This window comes from Mycobacterium attenuatum (assembly GCF_900566085.1).
Lineage (GTDB): Bacteria > Actinomycetota > Actinomycetes > Mycobacteriales > Mycobacteriaceae > Mycobacterium > Mycobacterium attenuatum.
Genome location: NZ_UPHT01000118.1, coordinates 1 through 19355 on the forward strand (window position 1 = coordinate 1; position 19355 = coordinate 19355).

16 protein-coding genes are annotated in these 19355 nt (G+C 66.5%); 8 read left to right on the plus strand and 8 right to left on the minus strand.

Annotated features, from left to right (window positions below; genetic code table 11):
- Positions 1-135: 135 nt before the first annotated feature.
- The 3 genes from EET13_RS18930 to EET13_RS18940 are packed head-to-tail and all read right to left on the minus strand — an operon-like array spanning position 136 to position 3532.
- The gene (locus EET13_RS18930) at positions 136-975 is read right to left on the minus strand and encodes a transglutaminase family protein (RefSeq protein WP_122443728.1); all 840 of its coding nucleotides are present in this window, start codon (positions 973-975) and stop codon (positions 136-138) included.
- A complete protein-coding gene (locus EET13_RS18935; protein WP_122443729.1) occupies positions 975-1952 on the minus strand; it encodes an alpha-E domain-containing protein in 978 nt (325 codons plus the stop codon). Before EET13_RS18935 ends, EET13_RS18930 begins: the two co-directional genes overlap by 1 nt.
- Positions 1952-3532, minus strand: coding sequence for a circularly permuted type 2 ATP-grasp protein (locus EET13_RS18940; protein WP_425293702.1), 1581 nt, complete (start codon positions 3530-3532; stop codon positions 1952-1954). The genes EET13_RS18935 and EET13_RS18940 overlap by 1 nt, the downstream gene beginning before the upstream one ends.
- A 251-nt stretch (positions 3533-3783) precedes the next feature.
- Here EET13_RS18940 and rpsT point away from each other — a divergent pair, with 251 nt between their 5' ends.
- The gene (rpsT, locus tag EET13_RS18945) at positions 3784-4047 is read left to right on the plus strand and encodes a 30S ribosomal protein S20 (RefSeq protein ID WP_122443730.1); all 264 of its coding nucleotides are present in this window, start codon (positions 3784-3786) and stop codon (positions 4045-4047) included.
- Between the two features lie 4 nt (positions 4048-4051).
- On the opposite strand, the gene holA is transcribed toward rpsT, so the two are convergent.
- From holA to EET13_RS18960, 3 genes are all read right to left on the minus strand, one after another.
- Positions 4052-5023, minus strand: coding sequence for a DNA polymerase III subunit delta (gene holA, locus EET13_RS18950; RefSeq protein WP_122443756.1), 972 nt, complete (start codon positions 5021-5023; stop codon positions 4052-4054).
- Positions 5024-5053: 30 nt separating this feature from the next.
- On the minus strand, positions 5054-6547 hold the full coding sequence (locus EET13_RS18955) for a ComEC/Rec2 family competence protein (protein WP_122443755.1): 1494 nt from the start codon (positions 6545-6547) through the stop codon (positions 5054-5056).
- A 95-nt stretch (positions 6548-6642) separates the two neighbouring features.
- Positions 6643-7521: a ComEA family DNA-binding protein gene (locus tag EET13_RS18960; protein ID WP_122443757.1), complete on the minus strand. Its 879-nt coding sequence runs from the start codon at positions 7519-7521 to the stop codon at positions 6643-6645.
- Between the two features lie 326 nt (positions 7522-7847).
- Between EET13_RS18960 and EET13_RS18965 the strand changes: the two genes are divergently transcribed.
- From EET13_RS18965 to EET13_RS18975, 3 genes are read left to right on the plus strand one after another with little or no spacing between them, the layout of a single operon-like run.
- Positions 7848-9014, plus strand: coding sequence for an acyl-CoA dehydrogenase family protein (locus tag EET13_RS18965; RefSeq protein ID WP_122443731.1), 1167 nt, complete (start codon positions 7848-7850; stop codon positions 9012-9014).
- A 7-nt stretch (positions 9015-9021) separates the two neighbouring features.
- Positions 9022-10131 (plus strand): acyl-CoA dehydrogenase family protein, encoded by a 1110-nt coding sequence (locus tag EET13_RS18970; RefSeq protein WP_122443732.1) that lies wholly within the window; start codon positions 9022-9024, stop codon positions 10129-10131.
- A gap of 42 nt (positions 10132-10173) precedes the next feature.
- Positions 10174-10746, plus strand: coding sequence for a VOC family protein (locus EET13_RS18975; protein WP_122443733.1), 573 nt, complete (start codon positions 10174-10176; stop codon positions 10744-10746).
- Between the two features lie 200 nt (positions 10747-10946).
- Here EET13_RS18975 and EET13_RS18980 read toward each other — a convergent pair whose 3' ends face one another.
- On the minus strand, positions 10947-12116 hold the full coding sequence (locus tag EET13_RS18980; RefSeq protein WP_280177730.1) for a GNAT family N-acetyltransferase: 1170 nt from the start codon (positions 12114-12116) through the stop codon (positions 10947-10949).
- 124 nt (positions 12117-12240) lie between these two features.
- Here EET13_RS18980 and EET13_RS18985 point away from each other — a divergent pair, with 124 nt between their 5' ends.
- The 4 genes from EET13_RS18985 to EET13_RS32355 all read left to right on the plus strand — a co-directional run bounded on the left by EET13_RS18985 (position 12241) and on the right by EET13_RS32355 (position 18509).
- The gene (locus tag EET13_RS18985) at positions 12241-13290 is read left to right on the plus strand and encodes an NAD(P)H-dependent amine dehydrogenase family protein (protein WP_103803079.1); all 1050 of its coding nucleotides are present in this window, start codon (positions 12241-12243) and stop codon (positions 13288-13290) included.
- Positions 13291-13454: 164 nt separating this feature from the next.
- Positions 13455-13883, plus strand: coding sequence for an MmpS family transport accessory protein (locus EET13_RS18990; RefSeq protein ID WP_122443735.1), 429 nt, complete (start codon positions 13455-13457; stop codon positions 13881-13883).
- Positions 13880-16759: an MMPL/RND family transporter gene (locus EET13_RS18995; RefSeq protein WP_122443736.1), complete on the plus strand. Its 2880-nt coding sequence runs from the start codon at positions 13880-13882 to the stop codon at positions 16757-16759. The genes EET13_RS18990 and EET13_RS18995 overlap by 4 nt, the downstream gene beginning before the upstream one ends.
- Before the next feature lie 229 nt (positions 16760-16988).
- Positions 16989-18509: a PecA family PE domain-processing aspartic protease gene (locus EET13_RS32355; protein WP_122443737.1), complete on the plus strand. Its 1521-nt coding sequence runs from the start codon at positions 16989-16991 to the stop codon at positions 18507-18509.
- Positions 18510-18521: 12 nt separating this feature from the next.
- Here EET13_RS32355 and EET13_RS19005 read toward each other — a convergent pair whose 3' ends face one another.
- Positions 18522-19355: a DegV family protein gene (locus EET13_RS19005; RefSeq protein ID WP_122443738.1), complete on the minus strand. Its 834-nt coding sequence runs from the start codon at positions 19353-19355 to the stop codon at positions 18522-18524.

Here is a 19355-nt window from a genome sequence, read left to right on the forward strand (position 1 = left end):
GGACGCCTTCTTCATCGGCAACGGCGGCAACGGCGGCGCCGGCGGCCGCGGTTTCGGCGCCGGACCGCCCGGCAAGGGTGGGAGCGGCGGCACCGCCGGGATCATCGGCTGGGCGGGAAACCCGGGTCCGGACGGTTAAGCCAACCGGGTGATCTCGACGTCGACGTCGAGGTCGGTTGCGCCCAGCCCCGAGTAGATGCCCTTCAGCGGCGACACGTCGCTGTAGTCGCGTCCGACGCCGACGCTGATGTACTGCTCGGTGATTTCGGTGTCGTGGGTGGGATCGTAATTCCACCACGCGCCCGTCCAGGCCTGAACCCAGGCGTGGCTGCGCCCGGCTACGGCTTTACCGGCCACGGCGTCACGATCGGGATGCAGGTAGCCAGATACGTAGCGTCCGGGAATTCCCATGCTGCGCAACAGGGTCAGCGTCAGGTGGACGAAGTCCTGGCAGACGCCGCGGCCCTGTTCCAGTGCGTCCAGTCCCGTCGAATAGACGCCGGTGGTACCCGGGAGGTACTCCAATTCACTTCGCGCCCAACGAGATGCGGCAGCAACGGATTCGGCGGGATCGTGATACTTGGTGATCCGCCGGCCCACGGCGGCGATGCGTTTGCTGGTCGGGGTGTACCAGGTGGGGCGCAGCACCTCGTCGAACCGGTCGATCACCGGTACCGAGTGCAGCTCCTCCCAACTGGTTTTGGCCGTCGGCGGCTCGGGGCGCTCGGTCTCGACAACCGACGACGAGGTGACCGTCAGCTGCGTGTGCGGCGCGTGCAGGTCGAACGCCGTCACCGCGGTGCCCCAATAGTCGATATAGCGGTAGGAACGGGTGGCCGGGACGGTTTCGACCCGGTTGAGGATGACGTTTTGGCGGGTGTTGGAGCGCGGCGTCAGCCGGGCCTCGTTGTAGGACGCCGTGACCGGCGACTGGTATGCATACCCGGTGGTGTGTACCACCCGCATTCGCCACATCAGGATTCCCCTTGCCTGCCGAGTAGTTGGCCACGCCGGCCCGCGTCGGTCCAGGCCACCCACGGAGATACGTGAAAGTACTGTAACGCCAACGCTTCTCCGACATCCCGGCATGTTCGTTGCAAGCCGGCCAACCTGTTGTCCAGGGATTCGAGCAGGACACCGGGCTGCACGAACTCAAGTTCACTGCGGGCCTGGCCGAGCAGCCGTTGCGCTTCGGTGGTGGCCCCGATCCGGCTCTGCGGATTGTGCAGCAATTCGTCGAGGTTGTGTTCGGCCAGCCGCAGCGAGTAGTACACCGAGCGCGGAAACAACCGGTCGAGCATCATGAACTCGACCACCCGCGCCGCGTCCAGCACCCCGCGGTAGGTGCGCAGATAGGTGTCGTGCGCGCCGGCCGAGCGCAGCAGGGTCACCCATGCCGGGGACGACGCGCTGTCTCCCACCCGCGACAACAGCAGGCGCACGGTCATGTCGACCCGCTCAATGGCGCGGCCCAGCAACAAAAACCGGTATCCGTCGTCGCGGGAAAGCGTCGAGTCGGCAAGCCCGGCGAACATAGCCGCGCGGCCTTCGATGAACGACAGGAATTCATGCGGCCCAAGGCGTTTGGCAGCTCGCTCGCGCTCCGGCAGCGCATTGTAGGTGGTGTTGAGGCACTCCCAGATCTCGATGGAGGTGACTTCGCGCGCCGACTTCGCGTTCTCACGCGCCGCCGAGATCGCGGCGACGATCGAGGAGCCGCCCTGGGCGTTGGTGCTGAAAGCCACCAAGTCCGTCAGTGACCACAGGTCGAGTTCGTGGTCGGGGGGCTCGATGCCGAGCACCCGCAGCAGCAGCCGGGACGCCTGATCGGGGTCGACGCTGGAGTCTTCGAGCAGTTGGTGCACCGCGACGTCCAGGATGCGCGCCGTGTCGTCGGCGCGCTCGACGTAGCGACCGATCCAGTACAGCGCTTCAGCATTGCGGGCGAGCATCAGTCGGTCGCTTTCTGCTGCTGGGACAGTTCGTTGCGGGACGGCTCGGTCTGCGGTGGCCCGGGCACCGCCGGGGGCAGTGACCGCACCACCTGGGCGCCGCCCAGCTCACGATCGACCGCGGCAGCCCGGGGCGCCAGCACCCAGGTGTCCTTGGACCCGCCGCCCTGGCTGGAGTTGACCACCCGTGAGCCCTCCACCAGCGCGACGCGGGTCAGCCCGCCCGGCAGCACCCAGACGTCGTTGCCGTCGTTGACCGCGAACGGCCGCAGGTCGACATAACGTGGCGCCAGTGATCCCGCCACCCGGGTGGGCACCGTGGACAGCTCCATCATCGGCTGGGCGATCCAGCTGCGGGGATTGTCGCGAATCTTCTTGCCGACGGTGGCCAGCTCTTTCGCGGTGGCCTGCGGGCCGAAGACGATGCCGTAGCCGCCGGAGCCCTCGACCGGCTTGAGCACCAACTCGTCGATTCGGTCCAGAACTTGCTCGCGTTCGTCATCGAGCCAGCACCGATACGTCTCCACATTGGCCAGCAGCGGCTTCTCGTGCAGGTAGTACTCGATCATGGTGGGCACGTAGGTGTAGACCAGCTTGTCGTCGGCGACACCGTTGCCGATCGAACTGGAGATGACGACATTGCCGGCGCGTGCGGCGTTGACCAGACCCGCCACCCCGAGCACCGAGTCGGCGCGGAACTGCAGCGGGTCCAGGTACGCGTCGTCGATGCGCCGGTAGATGACGTCGACCTGGCGCTCCCCCTCGGTGGTACGCATGTACACCTGGTTGTCGCGGCAGAACAGGTCGCGACCTTCGACCAACTCCACACCCATCTGGCGAGCCAGCAGCGAATGCTCGAAGTAGGCCGAGTTGTAGACCCCGGGCGTCAGGACCACCACCGTCGGATCGGCCTCGTTGGTGGCCGCCGAGTTGCGCAGCGCGCGCAGCAGGTGCGCGGGATAGTCGTCGACGGCGCGGACCCGGTGCGTGGCGAACAGGTTCGGAAAGACCCGCGCCATGGTGCGCCGGTTCTCCAGGACGTAGGACACTCCCGACGGCGAGCGCAGGTTGTCCTCCAGCACCCGGAAGTCGCCGCGGTCGTCGCGGATCACGTCGATGCCGGCCACATGGATGCGCACCCCGTTGGGCGGAACGATCCCCACCGCCTCACGGTGGAAGTGCTCACAGGAGGTCACCAGGCGACGTGGGATCGCGCCGTCGCGCAGGATTTCCTGGTCACCATAGATGTCGTCGAGATACATCTCGAGGGCCTTGACCCGCTGGATGATGCCGCGCTCCAGCCGCGCCCACTCGGCCGCCGAGATCACCCGGGGCACCAGGTCGAGCGGGAAGGGCCGCTCCTGACCCGACAGCGAAAAGGTGATGCCCTGGTCGATGAACGCCCGGCCCAGCGCATCGGCTCGCGCTTTGAGCTCCGACGCGTCGGTGGGCGCCAGCTCGGCGTAGATGCCTTTGTAGGGGCCACGAACGTTGCCCTGCGCGTCGAACATCTCGTCGAAGGCCATCGCATAACCATCCGAGACATCCGAGCTACCCGAGTTGTCCGGGGCATCCGGGATAGGCGAGTTGTCCGAGCCAGCTGACTTGCGGTAGCCGTCGAAGATGCGCTCCGAACTGGCGGCTGATCGCCGGCTGCTCGCTTCAATCGCGTCAGAGAGACTCACCCGTGTCATGGTGCCTCACTTGGGCGTTTCAGCAGGCCAGGGACTGGTCTTTTGGGCGAAAACGTAACCGACTGCTAACCTGAGCAGTCGTTGTCGGGCGACAGGGGCGCCCGAGTGATCCCCGAATCAACATAAGGAATCAACGCGTGGCCAACATCAAGTCGCAGCAAAAGCGCAACCGGACAAACGAACGCGCCAGACTGCGCAACAAGTCCGTGAAGTCGTCGCTGCGTACCGCTGTGCGGGCGTTCCGCGAAGCAGCGCACGCCGGCGACAAAGACAAGGCCGCGCAGCTCTTGGCGTCGACCAACCGCAAGCTGGACAAAGCGGCCAGCAAAGGTGTGATCCACAAGAACCAGGCGGCCAACAAGAAGTCGGCCCTGGCGCGGGCTCTCAACAAGCTCGGCTGAGTCGTCAGTTCCGGTCGGCGACCAACTCGGCCACTTTCCTGACCGCAGATTCCAGCGCGTAGTCGGCGTCGGCGACGGCGCCCTTGACGTTGGCGTTGAGTTCGGCGACCAGCCGCATCGCCGTTGCCACCTTGTCGCGTGACCAACGCCGGGCCTGTTTTTGCGCTTTCTGCACCCGCCACGGCGGCATGCCCAGTTGCGCCGCCAGACGGTACGGGTCGCCGGACAACGGACCCACTCGACCGATCGTGTGCACGGCTTCGGCCAGCGCATCGGCCAGCACCACCAGCGGCTCGCCACGCATCATGGCCCAGCGCAGCGCTTCGGCAGCTCCCGCGACATCGCCAGTTACGGCTTTGTCGGCGATGTCGAATCCCTTCACTTCTGCCTTGCCGCTGTGATAGCGGCGCACCGCCGTCACGTCGACGTGACCGCCGGTGTCGGCGACCAGCTGCGAGCAGGCCGCGGCGAGTTCGCGCAGATCGGAGCCGACCGCGTCGAGCAAGGCCGTCACGGTCTCGTCGTCGACCTTGATGCGCAGGCAGCGAAATTCGCCGCGGACGAATTCGACACGTTCGCTGAGTTTGGTGATTCGCGCGCACGGATGCACCTGTGCACCCAGCGACTGCAGCTGACCGGCCAGGGCTTTGGCCCGCCCGCCGCCGGAGTGCACCACCACCAGCACAGTGCCCTGCGGCAGGTCGGCAGCGGTCGACGTGATCATCGCGACGGCATCCTTGCCGGCCTCGGCGGCGGCCTCCAGCACGACGATCCGCTCGTCGGCGAACAACGACGGGCTGAGGAGCTCGGCGAGCTCATAGGTGCTGACATCGCCGGCCCGTAGGCGGTTGATCGGTACATCATCGGCGCCCGGGCCGACGCCCGGGCCGGCGCCGGCCCGTTGCCGCGCCGACCGCAGTATCTCCGCAACCGCCCTTTCGACCAGCAATTCTTCGTCGCCCAGGACCAAGTGCAACGGCGAAAGTTCTGTCACTCCACGATGGTGTCACGACGGGCCGACCAATCCCGCCAGTGACCACGCCAGCAGGCATCCCAGGGCGGCCACGAGCGCCGACCTCGCCGCCATGCGAAACCACCGGAATCGCCACAGCGCAACCACGCACACGGTGGCCCCGCCGACGACCACCGCCCCGGCCAGGCCGTCGGGTACCGGGACCGTCGCTGCCGGCACACCGGCCGCCCAATGCGCCACCCGTAACACCCACCACACCTCCGGCCCGGTGAAGCGGATCAGCAGCTGCGCCCCGGTCGGCCACAGAACGGCCAGGGCGGCTGCCGCGCTACCCAGCACGGCGATGGGTGCGATCATCGATGCCACTGCGAGGTTGGCGACCACCGCAACCAGACTGAATCGGCCGGAGATCGCGGCAACCAGCGGGGCGGTCGCCAGCTGCGCGGCAGCGGCGACGGCGAGCGCATCCGCCAGCGGTTTGGGCAAGCCGCGGCCGGCCAGCCGAGCTGACCATCGCGGAGCGACGACGACCAGCGCGGCCGTTGCCACCACCGAAAGCGTGAAACCCATGTCGATGGCCAGCTGCGGGGCCGTGGCCATCAGCACCAAAACCGTGGCCGACAGCGCCGGAATCGCTTGCCGACGACGGGAAGTCAGCATCCCCGCTAGCCCTATCGCGCCCATCAGGGCCGCACGCAACACGCTAGCCGTCGGCTGCACCACGACCACAAACGCCGCCAATGCGCCCCCGGCCAGCCCGACGGCGGTGCGCAATCCGATCAGTCGTGCCGTAAACAGCACCGCCGCACAGACGATGGTGACGTTGGCACCCGACACCGCCGTCAGATGCGTCAGCCCCGCCGCGCGAAACTCGCGGTTGGTCCCGGAGCTGACTGCCGACGTGTCACCAAGCACCAGCGCGGGCAGCATCGCAGCCTGATCGCCGGGCAACACCTCCCTAACCGCTGCGGCAAACCGTCCGCGCACGGTATGCGCGGCGCGGTGCACCGCACCGGCACGACCCGCGGACACGGTTCCGGGCCGGCCCACCGCGTTGAGCACCGCGACCGTCAGGTCCCGGCGCTTCGGGCGGGTGATGAGGGCGGTGAACCGTATCGGCTGGCCTGACATCAGTTCTCCGAATTCCGAGGTGCGCGCGAAAACAACTACCCTGCCGGATATTTCGTCGTCCTGCAGCCGCTGGATGGTCCCCCGGAACATCACTCGGCCGCTCCCCAGCGGCAGGACGCTGTCGCTGGGCGTGACCGTCACCGGAACCGATGTTCCGAACGCGGCGCTGATGGGGTGGTGCGCGACCGAATCGGCTCGTATCGCGACGGCGAACCCGTACCCCGCGCCCACCACACCGATCGCCGCGAGGGCCGCGCTGATGGCGCGCAATCGTGGCGGGCAGCTCGGCCGGCGCGCGGCATGCCACCACAGCGCAGCCGAGCCGGCAGCCAGTAGCAGACAGCAGGTTCCGCACGCCCAGCCGACCGGCCAACCGATCCCCGCGGCGGTCACCATCCAACTGGTCAACGCGGCCGGGACCAGGCGCACATCCAGTCGCGCGGCGCCGCCCGCCGCGGGGTCCGTCGGTCCGGTAAGCGGATACACCGGCGTCAGACACGGACCAGCGACCGCAGTTTGTCCAGCCGCGCCGGGCCGATGCCGTCGACGTCGGCGAGCTGGTCGACGCTGGTGAACTTGCCGTTGGCTTGCCGCCACGCGACGATCGCTGCCGCGGTGACCGGACCGATACCGGGCAGGGTGTCCAGCTGCTCCACGGTCGCGGTGTTCAGGTCGATCACCTCGGAGGGTTTGGAGCTCGGCTGGGGACCTGGATGCGGGCCGCCCGAGGTGGCCGTCCCCGGCGCCGGGGTGGCGGCGCCGATCGAGCTGCGCAGCGTGATCGGTTGCCCCGCAACCGGCGCCAGCCCGACCACGATCTGCTCCCCGTCGACCAGCGGGCGAGCCATGTTCAGGCCGATGGTGTCCGCACCATCGGCCGCTCCGCCGGCGGCCTGCAGCGCGTCGGCGATCCGCGCCCCCGGCGCCAGGGTGACTAGGCCCGGGGCGTGCACCAGGCCGACGACGCTGACCACCACCGGCCGGTCCAGGGCAGGCGGCTGTCCCGCGGTCGCCGACGGTCTCGGACCACTGCCCGGCGACCCTGAAACTCGTTCGACCGCAGGTAGTTTGGCCGACATTACCGGCGCAGGCCGGTCTCGAACCAAGGTGAACACGGTAACCAGTACCGCCAGGGCGGCGACAAGTGCCAACGCGACGGCACCGGCGCGTCCCGGATCGGCGCGCACCTTGGCCAGCCATCCACGGCTACCTGGCGTCTCCGGAAGCCAGCGCGGCAACAGCGAGTTCGGGTCGTCGTCCGGGCCTTCGTCGCAGCCCTCGGCTTCGGCGGCGGGGTTGGCGGCTGGCCGGCCATCCGGGTCAGTCCGAAGCCGGCGGTGCAGGCGCTCGGCTGGCAGTTCAGTTCGCATGGCGCCGACCGTAGGCGCCCCGGCCACCACCACGATCCCCCACCACAGCGTCGCGGTCCCCGTCTGTGGATGAAACCCGGGCTGTGCATCGGTGACGTTGCCGCGATCAACGCCGCCAACCAGGACGTGCGCCCCGCGACCATTGGCAAGGGGCCGCAACCGGCGGCCTCGGCGTCGCGGCTTGGCTGACCGATGTTGCACGCCCCGGTGGACGTTGCACGCCACCGGGCGCCTAACGTGCAGGGCAGGACTGCCGGAGGCCATGTGGATGGGTTCCAGCTGCGCAAGATGCCCCACACCGGTGGTCTCCCGACACAGGAGGACCGATGAAGCTGGCGCTGACGACCGACGAAGCCGCCTTCCGCGACGAGCTTCGCACCTTCTACACAACACAGATCCCCCAAGACATTCGCGACCGGGTGCGCCGCGGCGACTCGATGAGCAAGGACGACATCGTCTCTTGCCAGAAGATCCTCAACGATCATGGGCTGGCGGTACCGAATTGGCCGGTCGAATGGGGCGGTAAGGACTGGACGCCCACCCAGCACCAGATTTGGGCCGACGAGATGCAACTGGCGTGTGTTCCGGAGCCGCTGAACTTCAACACCAAGATGGTGGGGCCAGTGATCGCCGAATTCGGCTCCCAGGAGATCAAGCAGCGGTTCCTGCCGCCGACGGCCAGCATCGACATCTGGTGGTGCCAGGGCTTCTCCGAGCCGGAGGCGGGTTCCGACCTGGCCTCGCTGCGCACCACCGCGGTCCGCGACGGCGACAGTTACGTGGTCAACGGACAGAAGACATGGACGACGCTGGGCCAGTATGCGGACTGGATTTTCTGCCTGGTGCGCACCGACCCGCAAGCACCCAAACGCCAGGCCGGCATCTCGTTTCTGCTCATCGACATGGCGACGCCCGGCATCACGCTGCGGCCGATCAAGACGATCGACGGCGGTCACGAGGTCAACGAGGTGTTTTTCTCCGACGTCCGGGTACCCGCCGATCAGCTTGTCGGACAAGAGAATCAAGGCTGGACCTACGCGAAGTTCCTGTTGGGCAATGAGCGCACCGGAATCGCCGGGGTGGGCCGCACCAAGGTGCGGCTGGCCGAGGTGAAAAAGCATGCCACGCAGACGGGCTTGCTGCATGATCCGCTGTTCGCGGCGCGACTGGCCGAAGCCGAAAATGAGCTGTTGGCACTGGAACTCACCCAGGCCCGGGTGGTGTCGGACTCCGCAGACGGTAAGCCCAACCCGGCGTCGTCGGTGCTCAAGCTCCGCGGCAGCCAACTGCAACAGATCGCCACCGAGTTACTGGTCGAGGTGGCCGGTCCCGATGCGCTGCCGGCAGACGGCTCCCACGGCGACGAGATCGCTTCGCCGACTTGGGCACAAACCAGCGCGCCCCGCTACCTCAACTACCGCAAGACGTCCATCTACGGCGGCAGTAACGAAGTGCAGCGCAACATCATCGCGTCCACCATCCTGGGATTGTGAGGCAGTCATGGACTTTCAGCTGAGCCACGAGCAGACGCTGCTACGCGACACCACCCGCGACTTGCTGTCGCGCAGTTACGACGCGGAGAGCCGCAACAAAGTCATCGGCACCGAGCTCGGCTGGAGCCGGGAGGTGTGGAGTCAACTGGCCGACACCGGGATTTTGAGCCTCGGATTCGACCCGGCCGAGTCCGGGCAGATCGAGATCATGGTCGTGATGACCGAAGTCGGGCGGCGCCTGGCGCCCGAACCCGTGATGCATGCCGCGCTGGCGCCCGGCGCGCTCATCGCCGGGCTGGGCAACGACGCACAGCTCCAGCTACTCGACGACGTCGCCGCCGGGCAGCGGTTGCTCGCATTCGCACACCTCGAGCCAGGCCACCGGAGGCCATCAGCCGGCATCTCGACTCGCGCGGTGCGGCAAGGAGATTCGTGGCTTCTCAGCGGGCGCAAGAATCCGGTACTGGCCGGTGACTGCGCCAACACGCTGGTGGTCAGCGCCGCGCTACCCGACGGCGGTGTCGGCTTGTTCCTGGTCGACACCCAGACTGTCACCCGTCATCCGTATCCGACGTTCGACGCCCACCGCGGCGCCCAGGTCGACCTGGACCAGACCCCCGGTGAACCTCTGGGTGAGGCCGCCCAAGACGCGTCACCGGCGATCCGCGACACCATCATTCGTTTCCAGTCGGCATTGTGCTCCGAAGCGGTCGGCGCGATGTCCGAAGCCCTGCGCCTGACCACCGACTACCTCAAGACCCGCAAGCAATTCGGCGTCACGCTCAACAAGTTCCAGGCGCTGACCCAGCGTGCCGCCGACATGTACGTGTCGCTGGAAATGGCCCGCAGCATGGATCTCTACGCCGCGATGTCGATCGCCGACGGCAACCTCGACCCGCTGATCGCGTCCCGGGCCAAGCTGCAGGTGGGCCGGTCCGCACGGCACACCGCGCAGGAATCGATCCAGCTGCACGGCGGCATCGGCATGACCGCGGAATATCCGGTGGGGCACTACGCGGCCCGGCTCACCGCGATCGAGCACACACTGGGTTCCAGCCAGGACCATCTGCACGTCCTCATCGACCACCTCGCCGACTACGACCTTGTCCGGCTTTGAACCGGCCGCCAACACGGGTGGCCGAACCGTCGTATCGGCGACATGACCGCGCTGACCTGGCTCGGCGTGCCCGGAGATGAACAGGCATGGAGCGCACTCGGATTCACCGTCGACGACGGTGAGATCCGGATCGGTCGGGTGTGCTGTGCACTCACCGACGAGCGTTCCTGGGGTTTCGACGAAACCCACGGCGACGCAGCAATTCTCGGCATTCCGACCACGGTTCGCCCGGCACCGGCCGGTGCGGTGCACCCGTGCGGGGTGACGCGCGTCGACCACGTTGTGTATACGGTACCCGACTTGGACACCGGAACAACCGCTCTCACAACGACATTGGGCACCCCGCCGCGCCGGCGCTTTCATCCGCGTGGGCCAGAGGGTCCGGAAATGGCTTTCTATCGTGTTGGCGAGGCATTCATCGAGGTGGTGGCCAGCGGTGCGGAGCCGGCGCTGATCGGGCTGGCATTGCGTTCTCCCGACCTGGATGCCACCGTGGGCGCAACCCGGGCCGCCGGTGGTCCGATCTCGGACCCCAAACCCGCGGTCCAAGGCGGTCGCATCGCCACCGTATGGCACGGCCACCTGGACTGGGGTCTGGCCATCATAGGGCCATAGCAATTTCAGGATCGCTGCCCAGCCGCGCAACTGAAGCGGCGACTGCCGGGGAGCGATCGCGGCAATAATGGGTTTCGTCGCAGCGGCAGTTGTGCCTTCGAAAGCGCAGACCGTCCGCTGCGGGTAATCAAAGTGAACCACCGGAAAGATCGGCCGACTACGAGCTTGCCAGACTGTAGTAAGTAACTGTGGCAAGTCCTTCAGAACTCGAACGCCGTCTGGGCCGGGACGTCACTGGCAAACGCTGCATCAAGCCGATCCACCAAGCCAGAGTCCTTGGTGCGCAACCGGTTCGCCGCGGCCAACGTGGACGCCCGGTGCACCCCGAGGTACAGACTGCCCAGCACGTCGCGACCCAGCACGACGTCCGCCGACGCATCGGTCGGGCTACAGACGGCACGTCCGCCCCGAATCTGCAGCTGATATCGACCCCCATCGGATACACCGATCACCGTGGCGAGGTCGGCACAATAGCCACGCGCCTCGAGCGCGGCCGGGATATTCATGATCCGCAGCCACAGACCGTCGTGGCGAAACGTCGGGCTGGCCAGTCGCGTGTCGGTGAGCAGGAACGGTAGCGGGTCGTCCGGATGGGTGATAACTCTGACTCGCTCCATCGAGTCAAGCCCGAGCAGCGCACGCCATAAGGAGATATGCGCGTCGGCAGTGACGGCCCGCAGCTCCTCGACACGCGCCAGCTTCTGATCCGTGGCGTCCACCCGATACAACGCATAGCCGTCGGTGTGCAGGAAGGCGAACAATCGTGTGTTACCGCGTGGTGAATTCGTGCATTCGCTCAGCGCGCCTTCCCAAAGCACGTCAGGACGGGCCAACCCGCCGGGCACCTGTTGCCGCCAGCGCTCGTAGATCGCAGCGAATTCGTCACGATGCTCGGCGGGGTTAATCAACCGGACCCTTCCGCCATCGGGTGCGTCGAGGTGCAAACGGGCGAAACGCCGGTCGACGGTCAGCTCCTGCAGCACGGTGGCAGGCCCATAGCCGAACCGGCCGTAGATGCCGCCCTCACTGGCATACAACGCCGCCATCGGATACTCGGAATCGCTGATCCGACGATGCAATTCGGCGCACATCAGGCGCAGTAGTCCACGTCGTCGGTGGGTGGGAGCAACCGCGACGAAACTGAGGCCGGCCGCTGGAAGCACCGCGCCGCCGGGCACCGTCAACCGCAGGTCGAGATACAGCGCCATGCCCACCACGTCGTCACCGTCGCAACTGACCACTGCACCGTCGGCAGGTACCAGACTGCGCCAGGTGTTGGCCGGACGCGGACCCATGAAGTCCGGAAAGCTGGCGGCCGCCAGGAAATACATTGACGCCCAGTCGTCCTCCGTTGGGCTACGAAGGGTCAGGGCTGCCGGTAAAGCCTTTGGCGCGGCGACGGTCACGAAACCGACTCTGGCACATACCCGTGCCCCGCGCATCTGAATATCGCAGCAATAATGGGTCTCATCGCATCCGGCAAAGGAGCCTTCGATGAGCACAGACCGCCCGCTGCGCGTGATCCAGTGGACCACCGGAAACATCGGGCGGCGATCGCTGCACGCCATCATCGACCGGCCTGACCTGGAATTGGTAGGCGTGTACGCGCACGGCCCGGAAAAGGTCGGTGTCGACGCCGCGGACCTGGCCGGGTGGCCGCAGCCGACGGGCGTGCACGCGACCAACGACATCGACGCCCTGCTGGCGCTGGGCGCCGACGCATGTTGCTATAACCCGTTGTGGCCCAACATCGATGAACTGGTGCGCTTGCTGGAATCCGGTGTCAACGTGTGCACCAGCGCGGCCTGGATCACCGGCGGCAAGCAGACACCGCAGGACCACGAGCGCATCATCGCTGCCTGTGAACGAGGCGGCTCGACGATCTTCGGCAGCGGCGCGCATCCCGGTATGACCAACATGGTCGGCATGGTGCTCAGCGCGGCCTGTGAGCGGGTGGACGAAATCCGCATCACCGAATCGGTGGACTGTTCGACCTACGAGTCGGCGGAAACGCAGACCGCCATGGGTTTTTCGCAGGATCCCGAGACCCCCGGCCTGGCCGAGAGCGTGCGGTCCGAAAGCGAGGTCTTCGCTGAATCGGCGGCCATGATGGCCGATGCGATCGGGGCGAAGCTGGACCGGATGACCTTCGACGTGACGTTCACGGCGGCCACCGCGGATACCGATCTGGGGTTCATGAAGATCCCCGCCGGCACCGTCGGCAGCGTCTATGGTTACCACCGCGGCTGGCAGGGCGACCGCAACGTCGTCAGCGTGGGGTTCAACTGGACCATGGGCAACCACGTGGTGCCGCCCAAACCGCTGGAGCACGGCCACGTCATCCAGGTCTTCGGGCTGCCCAACATGCGCACCGTGCTGCACTGCCTGCCGCCGAAGGATTGGACGGAACCGGGTTTCATGGGCCTGGGCATGATCTACACGGCGATGCCGGTCACCAACGCGGTGCCCGCGGTGGTGGCCGCGAAACCGGGGATTGTGACCCTTGCCGATCTGCCGCCCGTCACCGGCCGCGTGACGCGCTAGCGCCGGGTCCGGCAGCCGACCGGCACCCCCGAGGAACGGTCACGTGCACTAAGAGTAAGGTGCTTAGCCAAGCAAAGGTTCTGTCTGCACCGGGCCTGGCTTACCGGGTGGGCCGCGACGACCTTTGGCGGTGAGCGGAAGGCGGTCAAGTGAGAACGATTCCCATGACCCGCGTGACCAGGCACCTGTGGATACCGCTGGTCCTGGTGATCGTGCTTGCGGTCTCCGGTTTGGTGGTGATGCGGCTGCACCGGATCTTCGGTTCCCAGGACCTCAACGCGAACGCCGGCGGCGGGATCGAGATCGTGCAGTTCAACCCCAAGGTCGTCACCTATGAGGTCTTCGGCCCGCCCGGCGGCACCGCGAACATCAACTACTGGGATGCCGACGCCAACACCCACCAGGTCAACGCCGCACCGCTGCCGTGGTCGGTGACGATCTCCACGACATTGCCCGCGGTGAGCGCCAACATCATGGCGCAAGGCGACGGCAGCCGCATCGGCTGCCGCATCACGGTGGACGGCGTGGTCCGGCAAGAGAAGAAGTCCGATGGCGTCCACCCCCAGACCTTCTGCCTGGTGAAATCCGCATGACACACGTGGAAGATGCGGCCACCAGCCCGATCAGCACCCAAGACCCCCAGACCCGCCCCAGCAGCCACCCGCACCGGCCCGTCATCCCCCACACCATCCGTATCTTCGCGGTGCCGATCATCCTGGCCTGGGTGGTGCTGACCGTCATCGTCAACGTCGCCGTGCCGCGACTGGAAGTCGTCAGCGAGGAACATTCCGCGCCGATGACGCCATTGGACGCGCCGTCGATGAAGGCGATGATGCTGTTGGGGCACAACTTCCGGGAGTTCGATTCCAACAGCACGGTCATGATCGTCTTGGAAGGTCAGCAGCCGCTGGGCGACGACGCGCACCACTACTACGACAACTTGATTCGCCAGCTGCGCCAGGACCGCACGCACGTCCAGCACATCCAGGACTTCTGGGGAGACCGGCTCACCGCGGCCGGCGCGCAGAGCGCCGACGCCAAGGGCGCCTACGTCATGCTGAACCTCGCCGGCAACCAGGGCACCACGCTGGCCAACGAATCCGTCGAGGCCGTCCGAAAGGTGATCGACCGCAACCAGCCGCCGCCCGGAGTGCGGGCCTACGTCACCGGTCCCGCTGCGCTCAGCGACGACATGCACATCATCGGTAACGCCAGCCTGGCCAAGATCACGCTGTTCACCCTCGGCGCCATCGCCATCATGCTGCTGCTGGTCTACCGCTCCATCATCACCACGCTCGTCCAGTTGTTCATGACCGGCATCGCGCTGGCTTCCGCGCGCGGGGTGGTCGCGGTTCTGGGGTACCACAACGTTTTCGGGCTCACGACGTTTGCCGCCAACATCCTCACCATGCTGGCGATCGCCGCCGGCACCGACTACGGGATCTTTCTGGTCGGCCGCTATCAGGAGGCGCTACGGGCCGGCGAGGACCGAGAAGCCGCCTACTACACCACCTTTCGCGGGGTGGCCCCGGTAGTGTTGGGCTCGGGACTGACCATCGCCGGGGCGACCTACTGCCTGAGCTTCGCGCGGCTGCCCTGGTTCAACACCATGGGCGCGCCCGTGGCCATCGGCATGCTCGTGGTGGTGTTGGCCGGGGTGACGCTGGGTCCCGCGGTGGTCTTCGTCGGCAGCCGGTTCCACCTGTTCGAGTCCCGGCGGGCAGCCGGGAAAGGCAGGCTGTGGCGGCGCGTCGGTACGGCCGTGGTGCGTTGGCCCGCACCGATTCTGGCGGTCAGCGGCGCGATCGTGCTGGTGGGCATGGTCGCGCTGCCGACGTTCAAGACCAGCTACAACGACCGCTACTACCTGCCGACCGCAGCATCCTCCAATCTGGGGCAGGCAGCGGCGGACCGGCATTTCTCGCAGGCGCGGATGAACCCGGACATGCTGATGATCGAAGCCGACCATGACATGCGCAATACCGCCGACATGCTGGTCTTGGACAAGGTGGCCAAGAACGTGATCCGGGTCGTCGGAATCGCCATGATCCAGGACATCACCCGACCGCTGGGCATCCCAATTCAGCACAGCTCCATACCATTCCAGAACAGCATGCAAAGCCAGACGACCATGCAGAACATGGCGTTCCTCAAAGATCGCATGGCCGACATCACCAAGATGGCCGACGAAATGCAGTTCATGATCGACACGATGCAGCGCATGTACCAGGTAACCCAAGAACTTTCCAACGCCGCCGACGACAGCGCACGGACCACAGCGGAAACAGCGGACATCACCAACCGATTACGGGACCACATCGCCGATTTCGACGACTTCTGGCGTCCGATACGAAGCTACTTCTACTGGGAGAAGCACTGTTACGACATTCCCATCTGCTGGTCGATACGGTCGCTGTTCGACTCATTGGACGGCTTCGATCAGCTGGCCGGGCAATTCGACGAACTGACCTCAGACATCCAGCGCACCGCCACCGCCACCCACGAGATGCTGGTGCTGATCCCACCGATGATCGACACGATGAAGACCACCAAGGCCCTGACGCTGACCATGCAGGCCACCTTCTCGGCAATGCTCGATCAGATGGACGAGCTGAGCAATACCGCCATCGTCATGGGGCAGAGTTTCGACGCCTCGAAGAACGACGACTTCTTCTACCTGCCGCCGGAAGCCTTCGACAACCCCGACTTCCAGACCGGGCTTCGGATGTTCTTGTCGCCGGACGGCAAGTCCGCGCGCTTCTTCATCACCCACCAGGGCGATCCGATGACCCCGGAGGGAATCTCGCGCGTCGACGCCGAGCGCACCGCGGCCCAGGAGGGTCTCAAGCAGTCGTCGCTCTCGGACGCCAAGGTGTATCTCGGGGGAACCGCCGCGACGTTCAAAGACATGGCCGACGGCGAAAAATACGATCTGATGATCGCGGTAGTGTCGGCGCTGACGCTGATCTTCATGATCATGCTGTTGCTGACCCGAAGCGTGGTCGCCGCGCTGGTTATCGTCGGCACAGCCGCCAGTTCGATCGCCGCGTCCTTCGGGTTGTCGGTGCTGATTTGGCAAGATCTGTTCGGTTTCAAGATTCACTGGATCGTGGCGGCGCTGTCGGTCATCATCCTGCTGGCCGTCGGGTCCGACTACAACCTGCTGTTGGTCTCGCGTTTCCGCGAGGAGATCCATGCCGGGCTCAAGACCGGAACCATCCGCTCCATGGCCGGCACCGGCGGGGTGGTGACGGCCGCTGGTCTGGTGTTCGCCTTCACCATGGCTGCCATGCTGGGCAGCGAATTGCGGGTGCTCGGCCAGTTCGGGTCGACCGTCTGCATCGGGCTGCTGCTCGACACGTTGATCGTGCGCACCCTGCTGATGCCGTCGATCGCCACGCTGCTGGGCCGCTGGTTCTGGTGGCCCCAGGTGGTGCACCCCCGCGGCGACAACGCCCGGCGAGCATAACGTCCTCGAAAATCATTCGAGCACTTTGATTTTCAAGCCCTGCACGGTTGATGCGGGACCGATAGCCGCAACGGGTGGCTTGGTTCCTCCGCGCAGCCACGCCGAACGTACTTGATGCAACCGTGTACAAGCCCCTGCGGGCGATATCAGAATAATTTCATCACCGCTTCATCACCGCCGCAGATCCTCATCTGGCGACAGCGCAGGTGCGGCGGACGGGAGGTACGAGATGTCGTTCGTGAGCCTGGCGCCCGAGCTGGCGGCGGTCGCGACGACGGACCTGACCCGTATCGGCTCAGCAATCAGCTCCGCGAACACCGCCGCCGCCGCCCCGACGACGGCGCTGCTGGCCGCGGGCGCCGATGAGGTCTCGGCAGTGATGGCCACGCTGTTTGCCGAATACGGTCGCCAGTATCAGGCGCTGGCCGGACAGGTCGCTGCATCATACGACCAATTCACCCGCACGGTGCTGGCCGGCGTGAATGCCTATGCCGCCGCCGAGGTCGCCAACATCACCCAGCTTGCGACAAACGCGGTGAACGCGGTCAATGAGCCGGCTCTAGAGCTGACCGGTCGCCCGCTGTTCGGCAACGGCGCCGACGGGTACACCAACGCTCAGGGCCTGGGGACGGCCGGCAAACCCGGCGGCTGGCTGTACGGCAACGGCGGAACCGGCGGCATCAGCACACGAGCCGGAGTGCCCGGGGGTGCCGGCGGGGCAGCGGGTCTGATCGGCACCGGCGGCACCGGCGGCAGCAGCGTTTACGGTGGGGCGCCCGGAGGCGCCGGCGGACCCGCGCTCCTGATCGGTGACGGCGGCACGGGCGGGGCCAGCGGACCCGGCGGCGTCGGCGGCGTTGGCGGCCGTGCCGGTTTGCTGTGGGGGCACACCGGCACCGCGGGCATCAGCACCCTGCTGTCGCCGAACCAAACCCTGATCTATGTGGATCAATACGGCAACCCGCTGCTCAACATCTCGGTAGGCGGCGGGCCCAGCCTGCCCGTCATCGTCGACTCCGGCTCCACGGGACTCTTGGTCCCGCCGCAATACGTAAACCTGCCAAGCCTCGGAACGCCCACCGGGTCTGGCTCGGTCAGCTACGGCATCAGCGACGCCAATCGCCTCTTCGTCGACTACAAGGCGTATCAGACGAGCGTGAACTACGGAAACGGAATCGTCAGCCCGTCGACCACCGTTGGCGTTGCCACCAGGGCATATCTGGGTACCCCCAGCAACCCCGTCGACGTTTCGTTGTTGCCCGCCTACCTCGGGGTGGGTCCCAACAACGGGTTCCCCTTCTCCGCCCCCACGAATGCGGCGTTGCCGGCCAACATGAATCAAGGGGTGTTGATCAACATGCCACGCGGTTTGCTGGAATTCGGCCCCAATTCGCTGCCGCCGGTCGTCCAACTCGATGGGGCGCCGGGCACCACAGTGCAGGTACAGATCAACGGGGGAATACCCCAGACCGTCCACGCCTACATCGATTCCGGCGGCGTGACCGGAAGCATCCCGCAATCGCTGGTGCCGGGCCTTGCGCTGGGTAGTCACCTTCCACAGGGAACAACCATCACGGTCTACACGATCAACGGTCTCAAGCTGTATTCACAAACGGTCACCGCCGCCAGTGGCCCCATCGTGGTGTCGGGCAGCACGTTCAACACCGGGAGCTATCCCTTCGCCGTCGGACCGATCTACGTCTGGAACAACGACGCCACGGGAACGACCGTCTTCGATCGACTGGGCTGAGCGCTTCGGCGCCTACTCGATACAGTGCAGGCACACCGCCAGCGCTCCGGCACCCACGTGCAGCGCCAGCACCGGACCCAACGGCGTTACGGTCGCCGGTTCGCACGCCGGCAGCCGCTGCGCCAGTGCTGTTGCCACCTCCTGGGCGCCGTCCGGATTGGCGACGTGGTGTACGGCGACAGCCGCGCGGCGCCCGCCCACAATCTCGCAGACCCGCTCGACCATTGCCGCCACGGCGTGCTTGACCGTGCGAACCCGTTGGGCCAGAACAAGTCTTCCGGTGTCGTCGATGCGCAGTACCGGCTTGAGGGACAGCGCGGTGCCCAGCCACGCTTTGGCGCCGCCGATCCGTCCGCTGCGGCGCAGGTTGTCCAGTCGGGGTACGACCATAAAGGCGTAGGTACGGCGCGCCGCTTCCTCCGCTGCGTGCGCGACGGTGTCGAGATCCTGGCCGTCGGCTGCGGCGCGCGCGGCAGCCAGCACAGCGAAACCGGTGCCCATGGCCGCCGACTTCGAGTCGACAACACGTACCGCCGGTCCGAGCTCGGCCGCAGTCATCTCGGCGGCCCGGTGAGTGCCCGACAGCGCCGACGAAATATGTACCGCCACAACCCCATTTCCGTTGCTATCGGCCAGCGCCTGCCGGTACGCAGCAGCCAGCTCGGCCGGGGTGGCCGCAGCGGTGGTGGCATGGCGCTGGTAGATGTCGTCGGGCATCTCGTCGACACCGTCGCGCAGGTCGGCGCCGTCGAGCAGGATGTGCAGCGGCACCTCGCGGATCGCCCAGCGGTTGCGCGTGTCGGCGGGCAAGCGCGCCGACGTATCCGTCACCACCACGACAGACAT